Source organism: Microbacterium sp. AG238, from assembly GCF_003610405.1.
GTDB lineage: Bacteria > Actinomycetota > Actinomycetes > Actinomycetales > Microbacteriaceae > Microbacterium.
The window spans coordinates 2,014,414-2,038,709 of the sequence record NZ_RAQC01000001.1; the positions used below are offsets into that span (position 1 = coordinate 2,014,414).

Sequence of the window (24,296 nt, forward strand, 5' to 3'; positions counted from 1 at the left end):
GGCAACCTCCAAGACTTTACCCGATGAATCGGGAATCTACTAATTGGAGGTGAAGCCGACGAGCAGCCCGCCGGTGACCTTGACCATCACGTTGTAGATGCCGGCGACGACCGCGCCGAGCACCGTGATGACGATGAGATTGAGGATGGCCACGACGGCCGCGAAGGCCATGACCTGCGGCAGGTTCAGGAACTGCTTGATCGAGAAGTCACCGTTCGAGAACGCCACGAACAGCTCGTCCACCCGGTCGATGAGACCGGTGGTGCTGAGCACCATGAAGACGAGGAAGGTGGCGACGACCGTGACGATCGCCAAGGCCACAGCTGCGAGGAACGACAGCTTCACGGCCGACCAGAAGTCGACGTAGACGAGGCGCAGGCGCACCTGCTTGGCGCTGGTCTTGCTCGTGGACTTCTTGGCGAGTTTGTCGGCGACCGTGCTCATGCGTCAGAACCACTCTCTTCGGTATCCGCGGACGGGGGTGCATCCGGGGCGGGGGCATCCTCGGATGCCGCGTCTTCGGTCAGTCCTCGCTCGCCGTTCCGGGCGATGGCGAGGATGCGGTCGTCGTCACCGAACCGAGCGAAAACGACGCCCATGGTGTCGCGACCCTTGGCCGGGACCTCGGCCACGGAGGAGCGTACCACCTTGCCGCTGGCAAGAACCACGAGGACCTCGTCGGTCTCCGACACGATGAGACCGCCCGCGAGGACCCCTCGATCGTCGTTCAGTTTGGCCACCTTGATGCCCAGACCACCGCGGCTCTGAGTGCGGTACTGGTCGACCGAGGTGCGCTTGGCGTAGCCGCCGTCGGTGACGACGAACACGTAGCCCTCGTCCCGCACAACGGACGCCGAGAGCAGGCTGTCGTCCTCGCGGAACGACATGCCCTTCACGCCCTCGGTCGAACGACCCATCGGACGCAGTGCGTCGTCGGTGGCCGAGAAGCGGAGCGACATGCCCTTGCGTGTGATGAGCAGAAGGTCGTCGCCCTCATCGACGAGGAGGGCGCTGACCAGCTCGTCGCCGCCGGTCTCATCGTCCTGGCCACGGAGACGGATCGCGATGACACCGCCCTGACGGTTCGTGTCGTACTCGGTGAGCGCCGTCTTCTTGACCTTGCCGTCGCGGGTCGCGAGCACGAGGTACTGGGCTGCGGAGTAGTCGCGGATGTCGAGGATCTGGGCGATCTCCTCGCCCGGCTGCAGAGCGAGGAGGTTCGCGACGTGCTGACCCTTCGCGTCGCGGCCGGCCTCGGGCAGCTCGTACGCCTTGGTGCGGTACACGCGGCCCTTCGTCGTGAAGAACAGCAGCCAGTGGTGCGTCGTCGTGACGAAGAAGTGCTCGACGACGTCATCCGCGCGCAGCTGCGCGCCCTTGACGCCCTTGCCGCCGCGGTGCTGCGAACGGTAGTTGTCGCTGCGCGTGCGCTTGATGTAGCCGTCACGGGTGACGGTGACCACCATCTCCTCTTCCGGAATGAGGTCTTCCATCGACATGTCGCCGTCGAACCCGTGGAGGATGTGGGTGCGCCGCTCGTCGCCGTACTTGTCGACGATCGCGGTGAGCTCCTCGGCGATGATCGACCGCTGGCGCGCCGGGGTCGCGAGGATGTCGTTGAGGTCGGCGATCTTCAGCTCGAGCTCGGTCGCCTCGTCGATGATCTTCTGACGCTCGAGCGCCGCCAGGCGGCGCAGCTGCATCGACAGGATCGCATCGGCCTGCACCTCGTCGATGTCGAGCAGGCTCTTGAGGCCCTCGCGCGCTTCATCGACCGTGGGGGAGCGGCGGATGAGGGCGATGACCTCGTCGAGGGCGTCGAGCGCCTTGAGGTAGCCGCGCAGGATGTGCATGCGCTTCTCGGCCTCGTTCAGGCGGTAGCGCGTGCGGCGGACGATGACCTCGATCTGGTGGGTGATCCAGTGCGAGATGAAGCCATCGAGGGGGAGCGTGCGGGGCACACCGTCGACGATCGCCAGCATGTTGGCGCCGAAGTTCTCCTGCAGCTGCGTGTGCTTGTACAGGTTGTTCAGCACGACCTTCGCGACGGCGTCGCGCTTGAGCACCACCACGAGGCGCTGGCCGGTGCGGTCGCTCGTCTCGTCGCGGATGTCGGCGATGCCGGTGATCTTGCCGTCACGCGCGAGGTCGCGGATCTTCAGCGCGACGTTGTCGGGGTTCACCTGATAGGGCAACTCGGTGATCACGAGGCAGTTGCGGCCCTGGATCTCCTCGACCTCGATGACGGCACGCATCGTGATCGAGCCACGCCCGGTGCGATAGGCCTCGCGGATGCCCTTCGTACCGAGGATCTGCGCGCCCGTGGGGAAGTCGGGGCCGTGGATGCGCGACATGAGCGCTTCGAGCAGCTCCTCGCGCGACGCCTCCGGGTTCTCGAGCGACCACAGCGCGCCTTCGGCGACCTCGCGCAGGTTGTGCGGGGGGATGTTCGTGGCCATGCCGACGGCGATGCCGACCGAACCGTTGACCAGCAGGTTCGGGAAGCGCGAGGGCAGGACGACCGGCTCCTGGGTCTTGCCGTCGTAGTTGTCCTCGAAATCGACGGTGTCCTCGTCGATGTCGCGGACCATCTCCATCGCGAGGGCCGCCATCTTGGTCTCGGTGTAGCGGGGGGCAGCAGCACCCTGGTTGCCGGGCGAGCCGAAGTTGCCCTGGCCGTCGGCGAGCGGGTAGCGCAGCGACCACGGCTGCACGAGGCGCACGAGGGCGTCGTAGATCGCGCTGTCGCCGTGCGGGTGGTACTGACCCATGACCTCGCCCACGACGCGGGCGCACTTCGAGTAGCTCTTGTCGGGACGGTATCCACCGTCGTACATGCCGTAGATGACACGGCGGTGGACGGGCTTGAGGCCGTCCTCGACGCGAGGCAGCGCGCGCCCCACGATGACGCTCATCGCGTAGTCGAGGTAGCTCCGCTGCATCTCGACCTGGAGGTCGACCTGGTCGATGTTGCCGTGGTTGTGGGCAGGAGTGAGGTCGGGACGTTCTTCGTCAGACATGCGTTCTCAGTTTCTCGATGTCGCTCGGCTCGATCAGATGTCGAGGAAGCGGACGTCCTTGGCGTTGCGCTGGATGAAGGTGCGGCGAGACTCGACGTCTTCACCCATGAGCACCGAGAAGATCTCGTCGGCAGCGGCTGCGTCGTCGATCGTCACCTGGCGCAGGGTGCGGGTGCTGTGGTCCATCGTCGTCTCCCACAGCTCCTTCGGGTTCATCTCACCGAGACCCTTGTAGCGCTGGATACCCGACTCCTTCGGGATGCGCTTGCCGTTGGCGAGGCCGTCGGCGAGCAGCGCGTCGCGCTCCTTGTCGCTGAACACGTACTCGTGATCCGCGTTGGTCCACTTGAGGCGGTAAAGCGGCGGCATCGCGAGGTAGACGTAGCCGGCTTCGATGAGCCCGCGCATGTAGCGGAAGAGAAGCGTCAGCAGCAGCGTCGTGATGTGCTGACCGTCGACGTCGGCGTCGGCCATCAGGACGATCTTGTGGTACCGCGCCTTCTCGACGGCGAAGTCCTCGCCGATGCCGGTACCGAACGCCGAGATGATCGCCTGGATCTCGTTGTTGCCGAGAGCACGGTCGAGCCGCGCCTTCTCGACGTTGAGCACCTTGCCGCGCAGCGACAGGATCGCCTGCGTCTCGGGGTCGCGACCCCGCACGGCGGAACCACCGGCGGAGTCACCCTCGACGAGGAAGATCTCGGAGATCGACGGATCCTTGCTCGTGCAGTCCTTGAGCTTGTCGGGCATGGATGCCGATTCGAAGACGCTCTTCCGGCGGGCCGTCTCGCGCGCCTTGCGCGCGGCGAGACGCGCGGTCGCGGCATCCACGGCCTTCATGATGACGCGCTTGGCCTGAGCGGGGTTGCGGTCGAGCCAGTCGGTGAGCTGATCGCCGACGATCTTCTGGACGAACGCCTTCGCCTCGGTGTTGCCGAGCTTCGTCTTGGTCTGACCCTCGAACTGGGGCTCGGACAGCTTGACGGAGATGACCGCGGTGAGACCCTCGCGGATGTCGTCGCCCGTGAGGTTGTCGTCCTTCTCCTTGAGGAGGCCCTTGTCGCGCGCATATGCGTTGACACGCGTGGTCAGCGCGGCGCGGAAGCCCTCTTCGTGCGTGCCGCCCTCGTGGGTGTTGATCGTGTTCGCGAAGGTGAAGACGTTCTCGGTGTAGCTCGTCGTCCACTGCATCGCGAGCTCGAGCGAGATGTGGCGCACGGTGTCTTCGGACTCGATCTCGATGATCTCGTCGTTGACGACCTCGCTCTTGCGCAGCTTGTTCAGATACTCCACGTAGTCGACGAGCCCGCGCTCGTAGAGGAAGTCGTCGTGACGCTGCTGCGACTCGGATCCGCCCTCGTCGAGGTCGACGACCACGGACGCCTCGGGACGCTCGTCGGTGAGCGTGATGCGGAGGCCCTTGTTGAGGAACGCCGTCTGCTGGAACCGCGTGCGAAGCGTGTCGTAGTCGAACGAGGTCGTCTCGAAGATGTCACCGTCGGGCCAGAAGGTGACCGTCGTACCGGTGGCTTCGCTGTCCTCGCCCTTCGCCAGCGGAGCCTGGGGCTTGCCGCCATCGGCGAACGTCTGACGCCACACCGAGCCCTGTCGCTTGATCTCGACCTCGAAGCGCGTGGACAGAGCGTTGACGACCGACGATCCGACGCCGTGGAGTCCACCCGAAACCGCATAGCCGCCGCCGCCGAACTTTCCCCCGGCGTGCAGCACGGTGAGCACGACCTCGACGGTCGACTTCGTCGGGTCGGACGCGTGCGGATCGACCGGGATGCCGCGGCCGTTGTCGACGACGCGCAGGCCGCCATCTTCGAGGATCGTCACGTGGATCGTGTCGCAGTAGCCGGCCAGCGCCTCGTCGACCGCGTTGTCGACGATCTCGTAGACGAGGTGGTGCAGGCCGCGCTCACCGGTGGATCCGATGTACATTCCCGGACGCTTCCGAACCGCCTCGAGGCCTTCGAGCACCTGGATCGCGTCGGCGCCGTACTCGTTGGGGACCTTGGTGGAGGTCACTTCAGCCGTGTCGGGGGTTTCGGGGTCTTCGGGAACGCTGTCGGGATTCTGAGACGTCATAGGTTTCGAGCGCTCCACATCGGTTCGGTCAGTCCCGTCCAGTCTACCCTTTCGGGCGCTCTCACGCGGCGCTCAGCGCCCGTATGGCGAGCGAAAGTCGGATTCGACGACTGGGGACGTGGCTCAACCGTAGGTATCGCGAGGGCCACGGCCTGGAACGGCTCTGGGGCCCCATTTCCAGGAGGGGACGTCCGGGCCCACGAAACGCACCGACTGCACTCCCGACTGTGGGAACGCTTTCACGAGCTGCGTGGTGATGACCGTGCGCATGAGATGGAGGTTCTTCGCCCACGCCGTCGAGTCGCACTGCACGGTGAGCACGCCGTCGGACAGCGCCACCGGCGACGCATGACGCGCGGTCTCCTCGCCGGCGACCTCCGCCCACCGCAGCACGAGGTCTTCGCGCGAGAGCTGGGCGTCCCATCCGGCCTGGCGTGTGAGGTCGGCGATCACGTCGCCGAGTCCCTTCGGGTCACGCCCCGAGGTGAACGGCTGATTCTCATCGTCATCGGACCGCTGCCTGCGACGCTTCTTCCACCGACCCGACGGCTCGAGCCCGCGCAGGCGGAGGTACGTGGAGATCGTCTCGGGCGCCTCGTCAGGAGGAAGCATCGTCGTCCTCATGGAGTGTTCCCGCCTCGACTCGCACGGTACGGGCGCGCAGAGCGAGAGGGACGTCTTCGGCGACCGCGGCAGTCACGATCACCTGCTCGTAATCGGCGACGATCCCGGCCAGTCGGGCGCGACGGTCGGCGTCGAGCTCGGCGAACACGTCGTCGAGGATGACGATCGGGTCACCGAGAGCGGACTCGGCGCGCAGCAGCTCTGCCGACGCGAGCCGGAGCGACAACGCGACCGACCACGACTCTCCGTGCGAGGCGTAGCCCTTCACGGGCAGATCGCGGATGCGGAGGATCAGGTCGTCGCGGTGCGGCCCGACGAGAGTGATCCCGCGGTCGAGCTCTGCGCTGCGACGGTCGGCGAGGGCCGTGCGGAAGAGCTGCTCGATGGCGGCTGCGTCGGCTACGCCCGCGTCGGCGGGGGAGTCGTCCTCTTCGGGATCGGCGCCGCCGACGGAGAGCGCCCACTGGAGCTGGGGACGGTGATCGGCGCCGGCGATGGCGGCATAGGCGCGCGCGACCGGGCCTGCGAGCTCAGCGGCGAGTCGGAGACGCGCACGGATGACGTCGGTGCCCAGTGCGACGAGCTTGTCGTCCCAGACCTCGAGCGTCGAAAGACCCTCGCCTCGGATGCCGCGCGCCCGCGCCGATTTGAGCAGCGCGTTGCGCTGCTTGAGTACACGGTCGTAGTCGGCGAGGACACCGGCGAGACGCGGTGCGCGCTGGATGAGGAGCTGGTCGGCGAAGCGACGCCGGGCGGACGGGTCGCCGCGGACGATCTGCAGATCCTCGGGGGCGAAGAGCACCACCTGCGCATAACGGGGGAGCTCAGCGGTTCGCACCGGCGATCCGTTGACGCGCGCCTTGTTCGAGCCCGACCGATTGAGCTGGGCCTCGAGCTGAACTCGGCGCTGCCCGTGGGCCAGTCGGGCCCGGACGAAAGCGGCATCCGCACCGTCGCGCACCATCGGTGCATCCTGCGACACCCGGTGGGAGCCGAGAGTCGCGAAATATCCGATCGCCTCGGCGAGGTTGGTCTTGCCCTGGCCGTTGCGTCCGACGAATACGTTCGCTCCGGGAGCGAGGGAGAGCTCAGCGGCCGCGTAGTTGCGGAAATCCACCAGGCTCAACTGCTCCACGATCATCAGATCACCCTAGTTCTCGTCCCCGACAGTCCCACCGTGGTGGTCGCGCTCGGGACGATCAGCGGAGGAGGAGGTTCGGCTGCAGGAGGTACTTGAACGATTCGACGCCACCCGAGGTCTGCGGGGTGATGAGGATCGGGCTGAGCTTGTTGGCGTTCTCACTCGACGTGAAGGTGACGCGCGTGAACTCGCTCTTGACCGCCGCGAGCGCTTCGAGCAGGTACTGCGGGTTCAGGCCGATGACGACCTCCTCACCCGTCAGCGTCGCATCGACCGATTCGGTCGCGCGTGCCTGCTCGGTGCCGGACGCGTCCATCGAGACACCGTCGGCGCCGAACGTGAAACGAAGCGGGGCCGAACGGTCGAGCACGAGCGCGACACGGCGCACGGCCTCGATCAGCTCACCGGTGTTCACGACGGCGTGGTGATCGGTCGCCTCAGGGAAAAGCCGCCGGACCGGGGGGAAGTTGCCCTTGATCAGCAGCGACGTGACGGTCTTGTTGCCAGCGGTGAACGCGATGATCTCGCGGTCGCCCGAACCCGAGAACGACACCGTGATGTCACCGGAATGGGCGAACGTCTTGCCGACCTCGGTCAGCGTGCGTGCCGGTACCAGCGCGGTCGTCGTGTTCTCGTCGGCGACGATGCCGCTGTCGAACGGGATGTCGCGGAGAGCGACGCGGTACCGGTCGGTGGCGACCAGGCTCAGCTGGGTGCCGCTCACCTCGAGCTGCACACCCGTCAGTACCGGGGTCACGTCATCGCGCGACGCCGCGAAGGCGACCTGCGAGATCGCGGTGGCGAAGTCTTCAGCCGGGACGACACCGGATTCGCCCGAGACCTCGGGGATCGCGGGATATTCCTGCACCGGCATCGATGCGAGCGTGAAGCGCGCAGACCCGCAGGTGAGCAGGATCCCTTCGTCATCGACGGCGATCTGGATCGGCGCGTTCGGCAGACGGCTGGCGATCTCCGACAGCAGACGTCCGTGTACGAGGATCGTGCCAGGCTCGTCGACGGTCGCCTCGATCGTCGTGCGAGCGGATGCCTCGTAGTCGAAGGCCGACAGCGAGAGACCCGCATCGGTGGCTTCGATCAGCACACCCGCGAGGATCGGCTGCGGGTTGCGCTGGGGGAGGAGCTTCACGACGAACGACACAGCCTCGCTGAAGACGTCGCGATTGACCTGGAACTTCACTGGCGCTCCCTTGTCGTGGATGAAAGCTCTCCCATGCTAGTGCCCAAGTCGAGCGGTTCCCGATGCACCCCGTCTACGGACCCCGACGGGGTCGAGGTGATCGAATCGCAAATTCTCTAGATGTAACTGTCTTCTTCATCTCCGCTGTGGAAACTGTGGACAACTCCAGCGATGCCAGTCGGCAGAGGGGAACCACACGTTTGTAACTTGTGAGCCGGCTGCGGATGACCGTGGGAGGACGGCGAGGCGCGTCGATGCGACTCCGAGGCACGATCCACAGGGGATGTGTGATTCGTTCACAACTGTTCGACGAGGAATCGAAGTTATCCACAGGTTTTCCACACTGTGCAGAACGGCATGATGGGCCGTCATCGGGGCGCTGTCAAGCTGCGCCCGTAGGACGGGCTCAGCGAGGGGCGCTCAGCGACGGCCGAGCTGCGATGTGATCTCGGAGACCTGGTTGTAGATCGAGCGGCGCTCCTTCATGAGCTCGCTGATCTTCTTGTACGCGTACATCACCGTCGTGTGGTCGCGGTTGCCGAAGAGCTGACCGATCTTGGGCAACGACAGGCTCGTGCGCTCGCGGCAGAGGTACATCGCGATCTGCCGTGCGGTGGCCACCGCCTGCGAACGGCTCGATCCGTACAGGTCGTCGACGGACAGGCGGAAGTACTGTGCGGTCGCGGTGATGATGTCGGTGGGGGAGATGACGTTGGCGTCATCCTGATCGACGATGTCGCGCAGCACGGTCTGCGCGAGTGAGATGTCGAGGTTCGAACGGTTGAGGCTCGCGAAGGCCGAGACGCGGATGAGGGCGCCCTCGAGCTCGCGGATGTTCGACGACACCTTGGTGGCGATGTACTCCAGGACGTCGTCGGGTACGAGGAGGCGCTCGGACTGGGCCTTCTTCCGCAGGATCGCGATGCGGGTCTCGAGGTCCGGCGCCTGGACGTCGGTGATCAGACCCCACTCGAAGCGGCTGCGCATGCGGTCCTCGAAACCGGTGAGGTGGCGAGGGGGGACGTCGCTTGTGATCACGACCTGCTTGTCGTGGTCGTGGAGGGTGTTGAAGGTGTGGAAGAACGCTTCCTGTGTCTCGGCGCGGCCCTGCAGGAACTGGATGTCGTCGATCAGGAGGATGTCGACCTCGCGGTAGCGCGCCTGGAACGCGGATCCGCGGTTGTTCGCGATCGAGTTGATGAAGTCGTTCGTGAACTCTTCACTCGAGACGTAGCGGACGCGGATGCCGGTGTAGAGGTTGAGGGCGTAGTCGCCGATCGCATGGAGCAGGTGCGTCTTGCCGAGTCCGGAGTCGCCGTAGATGAACAGCGGGTTGTAGGCCTTGGCCGGAGCCTCTGCCACGGCGACGGCCGCTGCGTGGGCGAAACGGTTCGACTGTCCGATGACGAAGTTGTCGAAGGTGTACTTCGGGTTCAGTCGCGTGTCGTGGCGGGACGTCGAGACGGGAGCCTCGACGTACTCCTCGCCGGCGGGACGCAGCGGAGCCGGCGCAGCCGCCGACTGCACCGGGATCGGCGCGGTCAGGTGAGCGTCGGCGAGCTCGGGGTTCACGACGATGCGGTAGCTCGAGGCCCCGGGCTCGACATGGACGTGAGCGAGGGCCTCCATGATGGGCTGACGCAGTCGCTTGTTGAGCTGAGCCGCGGTCAGGTCGTTCGGAACGTCGAGGTAGAGCGTTCCTCCCATGACCCCCTGGGCGACGGCGAGACTCAGGAAGCCCTGCATCTGCGGGGTGACCCGGTCATCGTCGGCGAGCAGGTCGAGGACCGCGTTCCACACCGGTACGTCCGGGAGATCGTGCTGAGCCAAGAGTTCCCCCGCGGATGATCGATGCTTGTCCACACAGCTACGCGCCAAACTGGGGATAGCTGTGGATAACTGCCCGTGACACGCTAGTCATGCGGTGTCGGGAGCGCCAAATCCACTGTAGTTCCGGCCCGCGTGTCGCCGCCAGGGCCTGTGTACAGCGGTGGATAATTGCGGGTTCCCATCGCTTCGGTTTGAGTTACAGGAAATCGCGACGTACCCTTAGTCGGTTGACTTATGCCCGCGAGGGCAGTCCTGTACCCCTGTGTCCCCGGTCTGAAGCGTTCCGGTGACCGCCGATCCGGAGTGATCCCTATGAGCAAGCGCACGTTCCAGCCCAACAACCGCCGCCGCGCCAAGAAGCACGGCTTCCGCGCCCGCATGCGTACCCGCGCGGGTCGCGCCATCCTGTCGGCTCGCCGCGGCAAGGGCCGCACCGAGCTGTCGGCCTGACACAGCCTCTTCTGTGCTGGCGCGCGGAAACCGGATCACGCGCGGGGCGGATTACAAGGCCGTCGTCCGCGGGGGTGCTCGCTGTGCCGGTGCGCACACCGTGACCTACGTGGTGTCCACCGGTGAGAGCCGTGCTCCCCGGTTCGGTTTCATCGTCAGCAAGCAAGTCGGATCAGCCGTCGTGCGCAACACAGTGCGCCGACGGCTGAAGGCCGTTTGCGCACTGGCTCTTCCCGACGTCCGCGAGGGCGCCGACATCGTCATCCGAGCTCTGCCGTCCGCGGCGCGCTCGGATTTCGCGGATCTGAAAGACGAGGTGGAGCGGTGTCTGCGACGACGTGCGGCGGTATGAGCTGGTCGACGCTGCCGACCGCCTCCGTCGGTGAGGGCCGGCTGACCGCGGCATCCGTGGCCCGCGCAGTTCCCCTCGTTCCGCGCAATGCCGGCATCGCGCTGTTGCATGCCTATCGATCCGTGGTGTCGCCTCTGTACGGCGACGTCTGCAAGTACTACCCGAGCTGTTCCGCCTACGCGGTGGGAGCCGTGCAGCAGCACGGTCTCGTGAAGGGCTCCGCTCTGACCGCCGCTCGGCTCGCCCGATGCCACCCATGGGCCGCCGGAGGCGTCGATGACGTTCCCGCCCATCGGAACTTCCGCCACACCCTGACCAGGCACGGCTTCGTCGTGCCGCCGAGAAAGGACTGATCCCGTGCTGGATCTCTTCCTCGCCACGCCGACTCCCGTCGTGCCGACCCCGACGACTCCTCCTCCCGGTGGTGCTGACTTCTTCAGCACGATCATGTGGCCGTTCAAGTTCCTCGTCGAGGCGATCCTGGTCTTCTGGCATTGGGTTCTCACTGCAGTCGGCATGCCGGCGGCGGCGGGTGCGACTTGGGTGATGTCGATCATCGGCCTGGTCATCGTCGTGCGTTCCGCCCTGATCCCGCTGTTCGTGCGGCAGATCAAGAGCCAGCGCAAGATGATGGAGCTCGCGCCCGAGATGCGCAAGATCCAGGAGAAGTACCGCGGTAAGCGTGACCAGCTGTCGCGTGAAGCCATGAGTCGCGAGACCATGGCGCTGTACAAGAAACACGGCACGACTCCGGTGTCGAGCTGTCTTCCGCTCCTCGTGCAGATGCCCATCCTCCTCGGCATGTTCTACACGCTGAGTGACGTCAAGAAGCACGCCGAATGGGGCGTGGGTGGTGTCGGCCTGCTCAATGTCGACCTGACCAAGCAGTTCTACGACGCGCAGCTGTTCGATGTCGCACCGCTTCACACGAACATGATCGAGGCGATCAACCTCGGCCAGACCGCCACGGTCACGATCCTCGTGATCCTCGTCGTGCTGATGATCGCGTCGCAGTTCATCACCCAGCTGCAGATCATCTCGAAGAACCTGTCGCCCGAGGCCAAGACCGGCCAGGCCTACCAGATGCAGAAGATCATGCTCTACGTTCTGCCGCTGGCGTTCATCTTCTCGGGCGTCTTCTTCCCGCTCGGTGTCGTCATGTACTGGTTCACGTCGAACATCTGGACCATGGCGCAGCAGTTCATCGTCATCCGCAACCTGCCGACCCCCGGTTCGGAGGCGGCGAAGGCTCGCGAGGAGCGCCTCGCGCGCAAGGGCAAGGCGCTCGATTCGAAGGGCCGCGTCATCTCCATGGAGAAGTACGAGGCCGAGCAGCAGCGCCTTCTCGAGGAGGCCGAGCGCGCTCGTGCAGCCCAGCCGAAGCGCCAGCAGCCCATGAGCAAGCAGCGCGCGAAGAAGCAGACGAACAAGGACGGCTCGCAGGGCTGACCCTGCGAGAACCTGTCAGCGCACTGATCGAACCACGCGAGGAATCATGACGAACCCCACAGAGTCGACGACGGCCGAGCGCGCCGATGCCACGGTCGAAGAGCTCGAGCACGAGGGCGACATCGCCGCCGACTACATCGAGGGGCTGCTCGACATCGCCGATATCGACGGTGACCTCAACCTCGATGTGCGCGCGGGGCGTGCTTATGTGTCGGTCGAGGCCGATGACGCCAGTGCGCTGCGGGTGCTGTCGGACACGGACGTCGTCCAGGCCGTCCAGGAGCTGACCCGGATCGCCGTCCAGACCAAGACCGGGCGCTTCTCTCGGCTCATCCTCGACATCGGGGGATCGCGCGACGCGCGTCGGCGCGAGCTCGAGCGCCTCGTCGACCGGGCGGTCGAGCGACTCAACGATGGTGCATCCCAGGCATCCCTGCCCGCGATGTCGAGCTACGAGCGTAAGCTGGTTCACGACATCGCCTCTGAACGCGGGGTCGTGTCCGAGTCGTACGGCGAGGGTGCTGACCGTCACACCGTCATCCGTCATGGCTGATGTTTCACGTGAAACACCCGTGATCCAGTCGGAGCCGACGGGAGCGGTCGATGCTCTTTTCGGACCTCGCGCTGACCTGGCGCGCCACTACGCGGCTTCTCTCGCCCAACACGGCGAGGAACGCGGCCTGATCGGCCCCCTTGAGCTGCCGCGTCTGTGGACGCGACACATTCTCAACTGCGCTGCTGCCGCGCCGCTGTTCTCTGGGCGAGTAGGCGATGTCGGTTCCGGCGCCGGCCTTCCGGGCCTGGTGCTCGCGATCGCGCGGCCGGATGTCGAGTGGGTCCTCATCGAGACCATGGAGCGTCGGGTTACCTGGTTGGCAGAGCAGGTCAGTGGATTGGGTCTGGCGAACGTCGAGATCGTGCGCTCCCGAGCGGAAGAGTGGAACGGCGCCGGGACTCTGGATGCCGTGACGGCGCGCGCCGTCAGTGCGCTGCGAACTCTCGTCCCCCTGACGGCGCCGCTCGTGCGAAGCGGAGGTGAGCTCATCCTCCTGAAGGGCGCAAATGCCGAGGCTGAGATCGCGGCGGCCGATAAGGTCATCCGTCGATTCCGATTGAACGATGTGCATGTCGAGACAGTGGGGGAGACCCTGCTGGCGGAACCAACGCGAGTCATCCGCGCCACTGTGGCGTGATGTTTCACGTGAAACGTCGGGCTGCGACACCAACCCCCGTTTCACGTGAAACATCACGCCATCCGTTTCACGTGAAACATCAGAGGGCGTCCGTAGAGTGAGATCACGAACCGAGGAGTTGAACGAATGGCAGAACCCGAGTCGGGCCGCGCGTCGTTGACGTTCGATTCTCCGCTGGCTCGCGAGTTGGCGGACCTGTCATCCCGTCGCCGCGCGCTCGACGCTGTGTCGATCGATTTCAGTGGCGACACCCGTGTCATGACGGTCTCCAACCAGAAGGGCGGAGTGGGTAAGACGACCACCGCGGTGAACCTGGCTGCATCCCTCGCTTCGCTGGGTGCACGCGTGCTCGTGATCGACCTCGATCCGCAAGGAAACGCCTCGACCGCGTTGGGCGTGCCCCACAGTGCGGATGTCCCGAGCGTGTACGACGTACTGATCGACCAGTTTCCACTGTCAGACATCGTCCAGGTGAGCCCGGAATCCCCTAATCTCCTCTGCGCTCCCAGCACCATCCATCTGGCTGGCGCCGAGATCGAGCTGGTATCTCAGGTCGCTCGCGAGCATCGCTTGCGAACGGCGGTCGAGGACTATCTCGCCTCGGTGGAGGAGCGCATCGATTTCGTGGTGATCGATTGCCCGCCGTCGCTGGGTCTTCTCACGATCAACGCCTTCACGGCTGCGCACGAACTATTGATCCCCATCCAGTGCGAGTACTACGCGCTCGAAGGGCTCAGCCAGCTGCTCGGCAGCGTGTCGATGATCCAGAAGCACCTGAACAGCCGGCTGCACCTCTCGACGATCCTCCTGACGATGTACGACGGACGTACCCGACTGGCGCAGCAGGTGGCGGAGGAGGTGCGGTCGCACTTCCCGAACGAGGTGCTCCGCACGGTGATCCCGCGCTCTGTGCGCGTCTCGGAAGCGCCGAGCTTCGGACAGACCGTGATCGCTTACGATGGGCAGTCGGCTGGCGCGGTGGCATACCGCGAGGCGGCCGTCGAGATCGCTCAGCGAGCTTCTGCGACGACACAAGGAAACAAGGGAGAAGCCTGATGGCCAAGCGCACCGGATTGGGTCGAGGGATCGGCGCACTCATCCCGACTTCTGAGGCGACGGAGGCTCGACCCGTCGACGTGTTCTTCCCGGGAGGCAGGAATGGTGCGGCCACGGTTGAGGCGCCCGCGTCGTCGGCGACAGAGCAGAGTGATGCCCCCGAGCTCGTCTCGATTCCCGGCGCAGCGCTGATCCAGGTCGACCCGAACGACATCGTTCCCAACCCCCGGCAGCCGCGTACGCACTTCGATAGCGACGACCTGGCGGAACTCGTGCACAGTGTGCGTGAGTTCGGGGTGCTGCAGCCCGTCGTCGTCCGCACGAACGAGGACGGCAAGTACGAGCTGATCATGGGGGAGCGGCGCACACGTGCCGCGCGTGAGGCCGGACTCACCGCTATTCCGGCGGTCCTGCGTGACACCTCCGACGAGAATCTCCTCCGAGATGCCCTCCTCGAGAACCTGCACCGATCGCAGCTGAACCCGCTCGAAGAGGCATCCGCCTACCAGCAGCTCCTCGAGGACTTCGGCATCACGCAGGAAGAGCTCGCTACGCGCATCGGACGCTCACGCCCGCAGATCAGCAACACGATCCGTCTGTTGCGGCTGCCGGTGCCGGTGCAGCAACGCGTCGCGGCGGGTGTCCTCAGCGCCGGCCATGCGCGTGCGATCCTTTCGGTCGACGGTGCCGACGGTATGCAGCGCCTCGCGGACAAGATCGTCAACGAGGATCTGTCGGTCCGCGCTGCCGAGGCCGCGGCGAAGACCATCGAGGCTGCCGGTACCCGTCGCCCCGCCCCCAAGGCGGGGGGAGTGCGTGCGCACCTCGATGAGGTCGCGGGACGACTCGGCGACCGTCTCGATACCAAGGTGAAGATCTCGCTCGGGGCTCGCAAGGGACAGATCGTCGTCGACTTCGCGACGATCCAGGATCTGAACCGCATCCTCGCCGAGCTCGGTGAGGATGCATACGGAGCACGCTGACCCCGTGTCGGTGACGCGACGTAGGCTTGTTCGGTGACCGACGAGCAGAACCCCCGCCGAGCGAGCGTCGAGCTGCTGCGCGCGGAGGCAGCTGATGAGCTGTCAGTGCTCGTCGAGGAGCGGCTCCGGGCGGGTGAGGACCCGTGGGAGTTCATGGAGGAGCTGCCGTCCGTCGATGAACTGGTCGTGCTCATGCTCCGAGCCGAGAACATCGCCGCGTACGGCGGTGGGCGCCCGAGCTCGGCCCGCAACTACCGCGTGCTCCGACAGATCGCGATGGATCACCCGGAGTTGACCAGGGCGGTGTGGCGACTGCTCGGCAGCGAACCCCACAGGCGTTGGGATGCCGCGACACGCGCAGACGCCTCCTGAAGTTGAATAGTCCGCGTTCGAAGCACGAAAAAGCCCCGGTCAGATTAGATATCCGACCGGGGCTTCTGTGAGAGCGCCTGAGATCTCAGCCGATGTATGAGGCGAGGTCCTGCTCGAGTGCGAACTTCGGCTTCGCGCCGATGATCGTCTTCTCGACCTCGCCCTTGTTGAAGACCTTCATCGCCGGGATGGAGGTGATCTGGTACTGCATGGCGAGATTGGGGTTCTCGTCGACGTTCAGCTTGAGCACCGTGATCTTCTCGGGGTGCTCAGTGGCGATCTCGTCGAGGATGGGGCCGACCATGCGGCAGGGACCGCACCACGCGGCCCAGAAGTCGACGAGGACGGGTCCATCGGCGTCGAGGACGTCCTGCTGCCAGGTGCTCTCGGTCGTGGCCTTGGCGGTCATGGTGATCTCCTTCGAAAGGGTGTCGCCTACGTCAACGACGTGGGCGGGTGAATTGTTCCGCGGTGCGGCCGTCAGGCCGCACCGCTCTCGTCGTTCGTCTCGGTCTCGGCGACGAGTGACTCGAGGCCCTCGTCGGGGCGACCGCGGAGCGGGGAGCTGTCGGCCGCGGGCTCGGACGCTTCGCCGAGGGCGGCGAGGTAGTGCTCGACATCGAGTGCAGCGACGGTTCCGCTGCCCGCGGCGGTGACCGCCTGGCGGTAGGTCGGGTCGATGACGTCACCGGCGGCGAAAACACCCGCGACCGAGGTGCGCGACGAGCGGCCGTCGACCCACACGGTGCCGTGCTCGGTCAAGTCGAGCGATCCGTGGACCAGGTGTGTACGGGGATCGTATCCGATCGCGACGAAGATGCCGTCGAGGGCGAGCTCGCGGGTCGAGCCGTCGACCGTGTCGCGCAGAACGACGCCTGTGACGGCATCCTCGCCCAGGATGTCGGCGACTTCGCTGTTCCAGACGAACTCGATCTTGTCGTTGTTCATGGCGCGGTTCTGCATGATCTTCGAGGCGCGCAGCTCGTCGCGACGGTGGATCACGTAGACCTTCGACGCGAACTTCGTCAGGAACGTCGCCTCTTCCATGGCCGAGTCGCCGCCGCCGACGACGGCGATCGTGCGCTCGCGGAAGAAGAAGCCGTCGCAGGTGGCGCAGTACGACACGCCACGGCCCGACAGACGGCTCTCGCCCTCGATGCCGATCTTGCGCGGGGCCGAGCCGGTCGCGAAGACCAGGCTGTCAGCTTCGTGGGTGGCGCCACTGCCGAGGGTGACCTTCTTGACCGGTCCGTCGATGTCGAGCTCGACGACGTCGTCGTAGAGGACCTCGGTGCCGAACTTCTCGGCCTGCTCCTGCATCTTGGTCATGAGGTCGGGCCCCATGATGCCCTCGGGGAAGCCGGGGAAGTTCTCGACCTCGGTGGTGTTCATCAGCTCGCCGCCCGCTTCGACCGAGCTCGCGATCAGCAGCGGCTTCAGGTTCGCGCGCGCCGCGTAGATCGCGGCCGTGTAACCGGCGGGGCCGGATCCGATGATGATGACCTGTCGCACGTCGACATCCCTTTCTGGGGTCTGGAATCCGCGTCGCGGATACCCCGACACGTCCAACCCATGGTAGCCGCGAGGCATTCCCCGGCGGCCGTGGGGGAGGGGTGTCAGCGGCCGAGGATGCGTTTCACCGTGCGAACGGCCGTGGTCAGCTCCGGCGCGCGCAGAAGGGCGAGGAGGATGACGTAGACGACGAGGGTCGCCAGGCCGATGACGGCACCGCCGACGAGCGCTGCGGCGACCGTCTCGATCGTCCACCCCCACACACGTGCCAGGAGCAGCGAGACGGCCCAGCCGGCGGCGCAGGCGGGGATGCCGGCGGCGACGAAGCGCAGAACGCCGCGCACCGCACCGCCCAGGCCGAGCGGGCCGATCTTCCGGCGCAGGAGGATGACCGCGAGCACCAGCTGCACGATGTTGGCGAGCGACTGCCCCAGCGCGATGCCGACGGCGAGATACTCGACGGGCAGCAGGAGGTAGGCCGCGACGGCGGTCGCGGCGACGAGGATCGCCTGCACCAACGTGAACACGAATGGTGTCCGCGTGTCCTGGTGGGCGTAGAAGGTGCGCTGCAGCACGAACTGAAACGACAGGGGCAGCAGAGCGACAAGATACGCGGCGAGGACCCAGGCGAACGTCGCCGCCGTCTGCGGACCGGTCGTGAAGACGCGCGAGATGGGCAGAATCGCTGCCACGATCGCGGCCAGCGCACCGACCATGAAGATCCCGATGGTTCGGGTGGCGGCGTCCAGATCGGAGCGGAGCGCATCGGGTCGCCCCGTGGCGACATGCGCGCTCAGACGGGTGAAGTAGGGCGTTCCGATCGACAGTACGATGACCGAGAACGGCAGCATGAACACCAGCCACGCGTAGGACATCGCCGCCACCGAGGCACCGGCGTTGGATGCCGCGCTCACGAGAGTCGACTGGACGAGGCCGGCGAGCTGGCCGACCAGGACCATCAAGAATGTCCAGCCCGCGAGGCGGCCGATGTGCCGCAGCCCGATGCCTCGCCACCGGAAGTCGGGACGGATGTGCAGGCCAGCGCGGCGCCAGAACAGCAGGAGCACGCCCGCCTGTGCGACGATGCCCGCCGTCGCGGTGCCGGCGATGACAGCCACCATCGTCGGAGTCCAGCCGACCACGTCCTCTTGGACGCCGAAGAGCCAGATGAAGACGAGGAAGCCGATGATCGACACGATGTTGTTCACGATCGGCGACCAGGCGAAGGGGCCGAACACTCCGCGCGCGTTGAGGATCTCGCCGAGAAGGGCGTAGATACCGTAGAAGAGCAGCTGCGGCAGGCACCAGTAGGCGAATGCCAGCGTCAGCGCCGAGGCCTCGGGGCTCAGCCGGGAGCCGAACGCCACGACCAGCAGCGGCGCCGCGACGACGGCGATGACCGTCGTGATGAACAGGGCGGTGGTTCCGAGTGTCAGGAGCTTGGAGACGAAGGCGCTGCCGCCGTCGCGATGCTTCGCCGCCTGGATGATCTGCGGGACGATGACGCCGGCCAGAAGGCCGGACGAGATGATCGCGTAGATGTTGTTCGGCAGCTGATTGGCGATCGCGAACGCATTGGCTGCCCCGCCGGTCGCGCTGGTGGCGATCACCGGCAGTGCCGCGGCGAGCACGATGTTGCGCACGAGGCCCGTGACCCGGGAGACGAGTGTTCCCGCGGCGACGACCGCTCCTGCCCGGCCGATTCCGCTCACTCGGTGTACTCCTGCTGTTCGGGGACGTCGTTCTGTCCGGAGGGGGTCTCGCTCCGCCGACGTCGCAGCTTCAGAATCGTCCGGATCACGCCGCCTGCGATGAGGACGACGACGACGAGGACGATGGCGGTGATGCCGACCGATTCCCACTCGGCGCGCACCGTGAGACCGATGGCTTCCGATGCGCCGATCGGCACGGCGGCGGTGCTGCGCAACTGCAGGCTGAGGGTGGTGTCTCCGCTTCCGACGCGTGCCTCGACCGGCACGTCGACGCGGGTGTTCTGCTGCGCGCCCGCTTCGACGACCGTCGCCTTCTGCACGATCAGGCGGGGGTCGCCGGTCTCGGCGAAGAGCACGAGCGAGACCGGCCAGGGCAGGTCGTTACGCACGGTAACGGGGATCGGAGCACTCGTCGCGAGGAAGTTGATCGTGCCGGGGTTGGCGATACCGACGGCATCCAGCGTGCTCTCGGTGTTCTGCTCGTGCTGCGCCACGGCGGTCGCCCACGCGGTCGGGTCATTCAGCCAGCCGTCTCCGATCAGCTGCAGGATGGCGGTGCGTTCGCGTGCCGTCAGCTGCGTGGGCTCGACTAACGCCGTGGCGAAGGTCGCGAGCCGTTCCTCGTCGGCGAGGAAGCGTTGGAGGGCCGCGACGCGGTCGGCGGCGGCGGGGATGTCGGCGACGGTGACCTGAGCCGGCGCTGCCGCACGAAGGTCTTGCAGCGACGTCGGGGTCGCCCCCGCGCTGCCGGTGACGGCGGAGATCGCCGCCCTGATGCTGGTGCGCGAGCTCGCCGCCGGCCGATCGATGGTCGTGACGATCGGGGTCTCGCCGCTGAGGGCGACCTGCGCGGTGGCTGCCGCGAGTTCGGCGCTGCGAACCGGTGCGTCGTCCGAGGCGGCGGCGACGCGTGCGAGCTCGGCCGAGACGAGGTTGTCGTAGACCAGCAGATCGGCGTCGCCCGCCGCGGCGCGAACGCCGCCATCGCCGGCAACGGTGTCGGACGGCACGAGGGTGAGCACGTCGGCGTCTGCGTCGGCCTGGGCGTCGAGTGTCGTGACGACATCCGGTCCGGCGGTGCCACCGGCCGGCCAGAACACGTCGCGGACGGTGTTCGCCGCGGTTCCGACGGCGAGCAGCTGCCGCAGGTCGGGCACGGCAGCGGGGGTGGTCGAACCTGCGGAGGCGCTGAAGTCGGCCGGGTCGGCGTACGGGGCGAGGGTTGTGGGCTCGAGCGGTGCCGTCAGGCCGGCGTGGACCTGGGTCGCGAGGTCGGCGTCACCGAACTGCAGGGCGAAGCGCTCGTTGGGAAGAGACATGAGGCTCGTGAGCCAGCCGGTGGCGCTCGCGGGGGCGCTCGATCCCAGAACCCGGATCGAGGCGACGATCGCCGGGTCGACAGCGAGGACGGCAGGAGTGCCGGTCACGGCATCGAGAACAGCACTGAGCGCACCGTTCTCGGCGGTGAGCTCGGAGAGCTCCGCGGCCGTGAGCATGCCCGACGTGCGGGCGCCCGCGGTGACGGGGACGATGACGGTGACCGAGCGCGGCGGTGCGTCGGTGCGGGGCACGGTGATGACCGTGCGCGCCGATCCGCCGGGGCCGGCGGCCACGACGGGGTAGACGCCGGGGGCGAGTCCGACGAGGTCTTTCTCGGTCGCCGAGATCGACACGTTCGTGGCGCGCTCGTCGCCGGCCGCGAGCTCGGTGACATCGGTGCTGGCGACCTCTTCGAAGACCGGCAGTGTCTCGTCGGCGTCCTCGGCGGGGCGCAACCAGTCGACGACCGCCTGCGGCGATGTCAGCGCAGAGCGCGACAGTGACACCGACACGGTGCCGGCGGGCAGCGCGCGTGGCGAACCGTTCCGCTGATCCACCGAGATCACCGCGTCGCTGCCGTTCGCGACGAGCCCGCCGCTCGCGGGAGCGGCGATGAGCGTGGCCACCCCGGGGGCGCCGGGCGTCGGACTGGCACTCGGTGTCGGGCTCGGCGACGTCTCGGCGACGGCGGCGGCGGGAGAGGCGAGCGGGGCGATGACGATCGCGGCAGCGGCGAGCCAGCCGAGTACGCGGGCACCGCGACGGCCGCGACGGGCGCGGGCGGTGGCAGGGGAAATGTCGGTCATGGCGGCTCTCGACCCGCTGCGATACCCGACCGCAGGGTCGCACAGAGTCTAGAGCGGCCGCCCTGTACGTCATCCGAGGCGGGCCGGGCCTCGGGCTATTCGCGCATACGCACGGTTGAATGGGGGAGTGACTCTTCACCCCGACGCCGACCGCTGCACGGCGCTCCGTACCGATCTGGATGCCGCGGTCTATCGCGCCGACGCCGTGCGCGAGCTCTGGGGCGCGATGGTCGACACGGCCGTGGGTCACGGCCTCATCGAGCCCGCCCGTCGCGTGCTGGCCGGGCGCACCGATGCCCTGGCCGTGCTGGCGGGGCTGCTGTTCCTGGGCGGACCGGCGCCGCGTGAGTCGGTTGACGCCGCCTTGCCGTCGCTCGGGGCGGCGGGCCTGGTCGAGCTCGGGCTCGCGCATGTCGACGGCGACCTCGTCGTGCCCGATGCGCTCGTGCGTCCGCAGGACATCTCGGATGCCGCGGGCGAGGGGCATTGGTGGATCGCGAGCGACCTCGACGAGGCCGCGGTGGGCGGTCCATTGCCCACCGGTCACGTCCTCGGGGTGGGCGGTGCCTCACTGACGCTCGCGGGGCTGCAGCTCACGTCGCGAGTGGGGCGCGTGCTCGACATCGGCACAGGGTGCGGCATCCAGGCTCTTCGAGCCCGCCGAACGGGCGACAGCGTCGTGGCGACGGACGTGTCGGAGCGTGCTCTCGCCTTCACGCGCCTGAACGCGCTGCTCAACGCCGTCGACGGCATCGAGACGCGTGCCGGCAGCCTGTTCGAGCCGGTGGTGGGCGAGCAGTTCGAGCGCGTCGTCTCGAACCCGCCGTTCGTCATCACACCGCGCGTGGAGGGTGTGCCCGCGTACGAGTACCGCGACGGCGGGATGTCGGGCGATGACCTCGTCGCCGCGTTCGTGCGCGAGGTCGGCTCGGTGCTCGCTCCGGGCGGAGTCGCGCAGCTGCTCGGCAACTGGGAGTATCGCACCGGTGAGGACGGTCTCGACCGGGTTCGCTCGTGGGTGTCGGAGTCGTCCGTCGCCCTGGACGCGTGGGTCGTCGAACGCGAGCAACTCGATCCGCTGGCCTATGCCGAGCTCTGGGTCCGCGATGGCGGCACCGCGCCCGGCTCGCCCGCGTACGCCCCGCTCGTGCAGGCGTGGCTCGACGACTTCGCCGCGCGCGGGGTCACCGCCATCGGGTTCGGGTACATCACGCTGCACCGCCCGACGGTCATCCCGACGCTCGCCCGCTACGAGCGCATCTCCGGCAGCATCCCGGGCGCTCTCGGTCCCCACATCGGTGCGTCTCTCGACGCCTGGCAGCGGCTCTCGAGCATGACCGACGCCGACCTGGATGCCGCGGTGCTGCGCGTCGCGCCGGATGTGACCGAAGCGCGCCACCACGTACCCGGAGCCGAAGACCCGCAGGTCATCGAACTGCGCCAGGGGGCGGGCTTCGGTCGCGTGCTCGACGTCGATCCGGCGCTCGCTGCCCTCGTCGGGGCCAGCGACGGCGACCTGCCGGTCGGCGTGCTGGTCGCTGCGATCGCGGACCTGCTCGAGGTCGATGCCGCCGCGCTCCGCGCCGACCTGCTGCCCCGCGTGCGCGAGCTGCTGTTCACGGGCTTCCTGCGTTTCGCCGACTGATCGCGAGCTGATCGCCGGCTCGGGAGCGCCGGGGGAGGGCCGGTAGGCTCGGAGTCATGCTGAACATGGCCGAGGGTGTCGCGCGCCTGGGCGCCCTGGCAGCATCTCCCGTCGTCTCGGCGCTGGCCGACGCGTTCGAGCGCGCCGGCTTCGAGCTGGCGATCGTCGGCGGTCCCGTGCGAGATGCACTGCTCGGACGCGCGACGAACGATCTCGACTTCACCACGAACGCCCGACCCGACGACATCCTGCGCGTCGTCGAGCCTCTCGCCACCGCGACATGGGACATCGGTCGTGCGTTCGGGACGATCGGCGCGAAGGTGCGCGGCGAGCAGATCGAGATCACGACGTACCGTGCCGATAGCTACGACGGTGTGACCCGCAAGCCCACGGTCGAGTTCGGCGACACCCTCGAGCAGGATCTCGCGCGGCGCGACTTCACCGTCAACGCCATGGCGCTGCGCGTGCCGGGACCCTTGCTCGTCGACCCGAACGGCGGGGTCGAGGACCTCGTCGCCACGACGCTGCGCACACCGAGTGATCCCGCCGTGAGTTTCGGCGACGATCCGCTCCGGATGCTGCGGGCCGCGCGCTTCGCGTCCCAGCTCGGGTTCTCGGTCGATCCCGCCACCGAAAAGGCGATGACCGACCTGCGTGAGACGCTCTCGATCGTGAGCCCGGAGCGCGTGCAGGGCGAGCTTGTGAAGCTGTTGCGCACCGACGACCCTGCCCGCGGAATCCGGCTGCTCGTCGACACCGGCCTCATGCAACTTGTGCTGCCCGAGGTTCCGGCGCTGCGGCTCGAGATCGACGAGCATCACCACCACAAGGATGTCTACGAGCACTCTCTGACGGTGCTGCGTCAGGCCATCGAGCTCGAGCATGAACGGAATCCCGATGCCGAGCCGGATGTCGTGCTGCGACTGGCCGCGTTGCTGCACGACATCGGCAAGCCCGCGACGCGCAAACTCGAGCCCGGCGGGGGTGTGAGCTTCCACCACCACGACATCAAGGGCTCTCGGATGGCGCGCAAGCGCCTGCAGGCCCTCCGCTTCGACTCCGACACGATCTCGTCGGTGAGTCGCCTGGTCGAACTGCACCTGCGGTTCTTCGGCTACTCGGAGGGGGCGTGGACCGATTCGGCCGTCCGACGCTACGTCCGTGACGCGGGGGATGAGCTCGAGCGACTGCACATCCTCACCCGCGCCGACGTCACGACGCGGAACAAGCGCAAGGCGGCTCGCCTGAAGTCGGCGTACGACGACATCGAGAGGCGCATCGACGAGCTGGCGGCCGCCGAAGAGCTCGGCGCCATGCGCCCGGAGCTCGACGGCAACCGCATCCAGGAGGTCCTCGGCATCCGACCCGGCCGTGAGGTGGGCGAGGCGTACCGGTATCTGCTCGACATCCGTCTCGACGAGGGGATGATCGGCGAGGAGGCCGCGGAGCAGCGGCTGCGCGAGTGGTGGTCGGCGCGCTCGGACGGCTGACGACCACGCGAGCTCTACCGCGATGAGCCCGCCCGGCTTAGGCTGAGGGCGC

At 67.2% G+C, this 24,296-nt stretch carries 22 protein-coding genes; 11 read left to right on the forward strand and 11 right to left on the reverse strand.

What is annotated here, in order from left to right; all coding sequences use genetic code 11:
• Positions 1–39: 39 nt before the first annotated feature.
• The 7 genes from DEU36_RS09435 to dnaA all read right to left on the reverse strand — a co-directional run bounded on the left by DEU36_RS09435 (position 40) and on the right by dnaA (position 9,820).
• Positions 40–444 (reverse strand): DUF3566 domain-containing protein, encoded by a 405-nt coding sequence (locus DEU36_RS09435; protein WP_023953427.1) that lies wholly within the window; start codon positions 442–444, stop codon positions 40–42.
• The gene (gene gyrA / locus DEU36_RS09440; RefSeq protein ID WP_120263918.1) at positions 441–3,020 is read right to left on the reverse strand and encodes a DNA gyrase subunit A; all 2,580 of its coding nucleotides are present in this window, start codon (positions 3,018–3,020) and stop codon (positions 441–443) included. Before gyrA ends, DEU36_RS09435 begins: the two co-directional genes overlap by 4 nt.
• Before the next feature lie 33 nt (positions 3,021–3,053).
• Entirely contained in the window at positions 3,054–5,111 is a 2,058-nt protein-coding gene (gene gyrB / locus DEU36_RS09445) for a DNA topoisomerase (ATP-hydrolyzing) subunit B (protein ID WP_120263919.1), read from the reverse strand.
• Between the two features lie 123 nt (positions 5,112–5,234).
• Entirely contained in the window at positions 5,235–5,723 is a 489-nt protein-coding gene (locus DEU36_RS09450; protein ID WP_120263920.1) for a DUF721 domain-containing protein, read from the reverse strand.
• Positions 5,710–6,876, reverse strand: a complete 1,167-nt coding sequence (recF, locus tag DEU36_RS09455; protein WP_120263921.1) for a DNA replication/repair protein RecF — start codon at positions 6,874–6,876, stop codon at positions 5,710–5,712. Before recF ends, DEU36_RS09450 begins: the two co-directional genes overlap by 14 nt.
• 58 nt (positions 6,877–6,934) lie before the next feature.
• Complete coding sequence (gene dnaN / locus DEU36_RS09460) at positions 6,935–8,074, reverse strand: DNA polymerase III subunit beta (RefSeq protein WP_120263922.1); 1,140 nt, start codon at positions 8,072–8,074, stop codon at positions 6,935–6,937.
• 420 nt (positions 8,075–8,494) lie between these two features.
• The gene (gene dnaA / locus DEU36_RS09465; RefSeq protein WP_396652164.1) at positions 8,495–9,820 is read right to left on the reverse strand and encodes a chromosomal replication initiator protein DnaA; all 1,326 of its coding nucleotides are present in this window, start codon (positions 9,818–9,820) and stop codon (positions 8,495–8,497) included.
• Between the two features lie 396 nt (positions 9,821–10,216).
• On the opposite strand from dnaA, the gene rpmH reads away from it, so the two are divergent.
• From rpmH to DEU36_RS09510, 9 genes are all read left to right on the forward strand, one after another.
• On the forward strand, positions 10,217–10,354 hold the full coding sequence (gene rpmH / locus DEU36_RS09470; protein ID WP_036304730.1) for a 50S ribosomal protein L34: 138 nt from the start codon (positions 10,217–10,219) through the stop codon (positions 10,352–10,354).
• 13 nt (positions 10,355–10,367) lie between these two features.
• Complete coding sequence (rnpA, locus tag DEU36_RS09475; protein ID WP_120263924.1) at positions 10,368–10,706, forward strand: ribonuclease P protein component; 339 nt, start codon at positions 10,368–10,370, stop codon at positions 10,704–10,706.
• Positions 10,703–11,059 (forward strand): membrane protein insertion efficiency factor YidD, encoded by a 357-nt coding sequence (gene yidD, locus DEU36_RS09480; protein ID WP_120263925.1) that lies wholly within the window; start codon positions 10,703–10,705, stop codon positions 11,057–11,059. The genes rnpA and yidD overlap by 4 nt, the downstream gene beginning before the upstream one ends.
• Before the next feature lie 7 nt (positions 11,060–11,066).
• On the forward strand, positions 11,067–12,155 hold the full coding sequence (gene yidC, locus DEU36_RS09485; RefSeq protein WP_120264476.1) for a membrane protein insertase YidC: 1,089 nt from the start codon (positions 11,067–11,069) through the stop codon (positions 12,153–12,155).
• 46 nt (positions 12,156–12,201) lie between these two features.
• Positions 12,202–12,708 (forward strand): R3H domain-containing nucleic acid-binding protein, encoded by a 507-nt coding sequence (locus tag DEU36_RS09490; protein ID WP_120263926.1) that lies wholly within the window; start codon positions 12,202–12,204, stop codon positions 12,706–12,708.
• Complete coding sequence (rsmG, locus tag DEU36_RS09495) at positions 12,701–13,348, forward strand: 16S rRNA (guanine(527)-N(7))-methyltransferase RsmG (protein ID WP_120263927.1); 648 nt, start codon at positions 12,701–12,703, stop codon at positions 13,346–13,348. The genes DEU36_RS09490 and rsmG overlap by 8 nt, the downstream gene beginning before the upstream one ends.
• A gap of 126 nt (positions 13,349–13,474) precedes the next feature.
• Positions 13,475–14,404 carry a ParA family protein gene (locus tag DEU36_RS09500; RefSeq protein WP_120263928.1) on the forward strand — a complete coding sequence of 310 codons (930 nt, stop codon included), beginning with the start codon at positions 13,475–13,477 and terminating at the stop codon, positions 14,402–14,404.
• Positions 14,404–15,387 carry a ParB/RepB/Spo0J family partition protein gene (locus DEU36_RS09505; protein ID WP_120263929.1) on the forward strand — a complete coding sequence of 328 codons (984 nt, stop codon included), beginning with the start codon at positions 14,404–14,406 and terminating at the stop codon, positions 15,385–15,387. Before DEU36_RS09500 ends, DEU36_RS09505 begins: the two co-directional genes overlap by 1 nt.
• Positions 15,388–15,420: 33 nt before the next feature.
• The gene (locus DEU36_RS09510) at positions 15,421–15,759 is read left to right on the forward strand and encodes a tryptophan synthase subunit alpha (RefSeq protein WP_120263930.1); all 339 of its coding nucleotides are present in this window, start codon (positions 15,421–15,423) and stop codon (positions 15,757–15,759) included.
• An 85-nt stretch (positions 15,760–15,844) separates the two neighbouring features.
• Here DEU36_RS09510 and trxA read toward each other — a convergent pair whose 3' ends face one another.
• From trxA to DEU36_RS09530, 4 genes are all read right to left on the reverse strand, one after another.
• Entirely contained in the window at positions 15,845–16,168 is a 324-nt protein-coding gene (gene trxA, locus DEU36_RS09515) for a thioredoxin (protein WP_023953450.1), read from the reverse strand.
• 71 nt (positions 16,169–16,239) lie between these two features.
• Entirely contained in the window at positions 16,240–17,271 is a 1,032-nt protein-coding gene (gene trxB, locus DEU36_RS09520; protein ID WP_183045333.1) for a thioredoxin-disulfide reductase, read from the reverse strand.
• Positions 17,272–17,375: 104 nt separating this feature from the next.
• A complete protein-coding gene (gene murJ, locus DEU36_RS09525; RefSeq protein ID WP_120263932.1) occupies positions 17,376–18,983 on the reverse strand; it encodes a murein biosynthesis integral membrane protein MurJ in 1,608 nt (535 codons plus the stop codon).
• Complete coding sequence (locus tag DEU36_RS09530) at positions 18,980–21,109, reverse strand: DUF6049 family protein (protein WP_120263933.1); 2,130 nt, start codon at positions 21,107–21,109, stop codon at positions 18,980–18,982. The genes murJ and DEU36_RS09530 overlap by 4 nt, the downstream gene beginning before the upstream one ends.
• A 127-nt stretch (positions 21,110–21,236) precedes the next feature.
• On the opposite strand from DEU36_RS09530, the gene DEU36_RS09535 reads away from it, so the two are divergent.
• The gene (locus DEU36_RS09535) at positions 21,237–22,754 is read left to right on the forward strand and encodes a methyltransferase (protein WP_259455296.1); all 1,518 of its coding nucleotides are present in this window, start codon (positions 21,237–21,239) and stop codon (positions 22,752–22,754) included.
• A gap of 56 nt (positions 22,755–22,810) precedes the next feature.
• Entirely contained in the window at positions 22,811–24,244 is a 1,434-nt protein-coding gene (locus DEU36_RS09540; protein WP_120263934.1) for a CCA tRNA nucleotidyltransferase, read from the forward strand.
• The last annotated feature ends 52 nt before the right edge of the window (positions 24,245–24,296 follow it).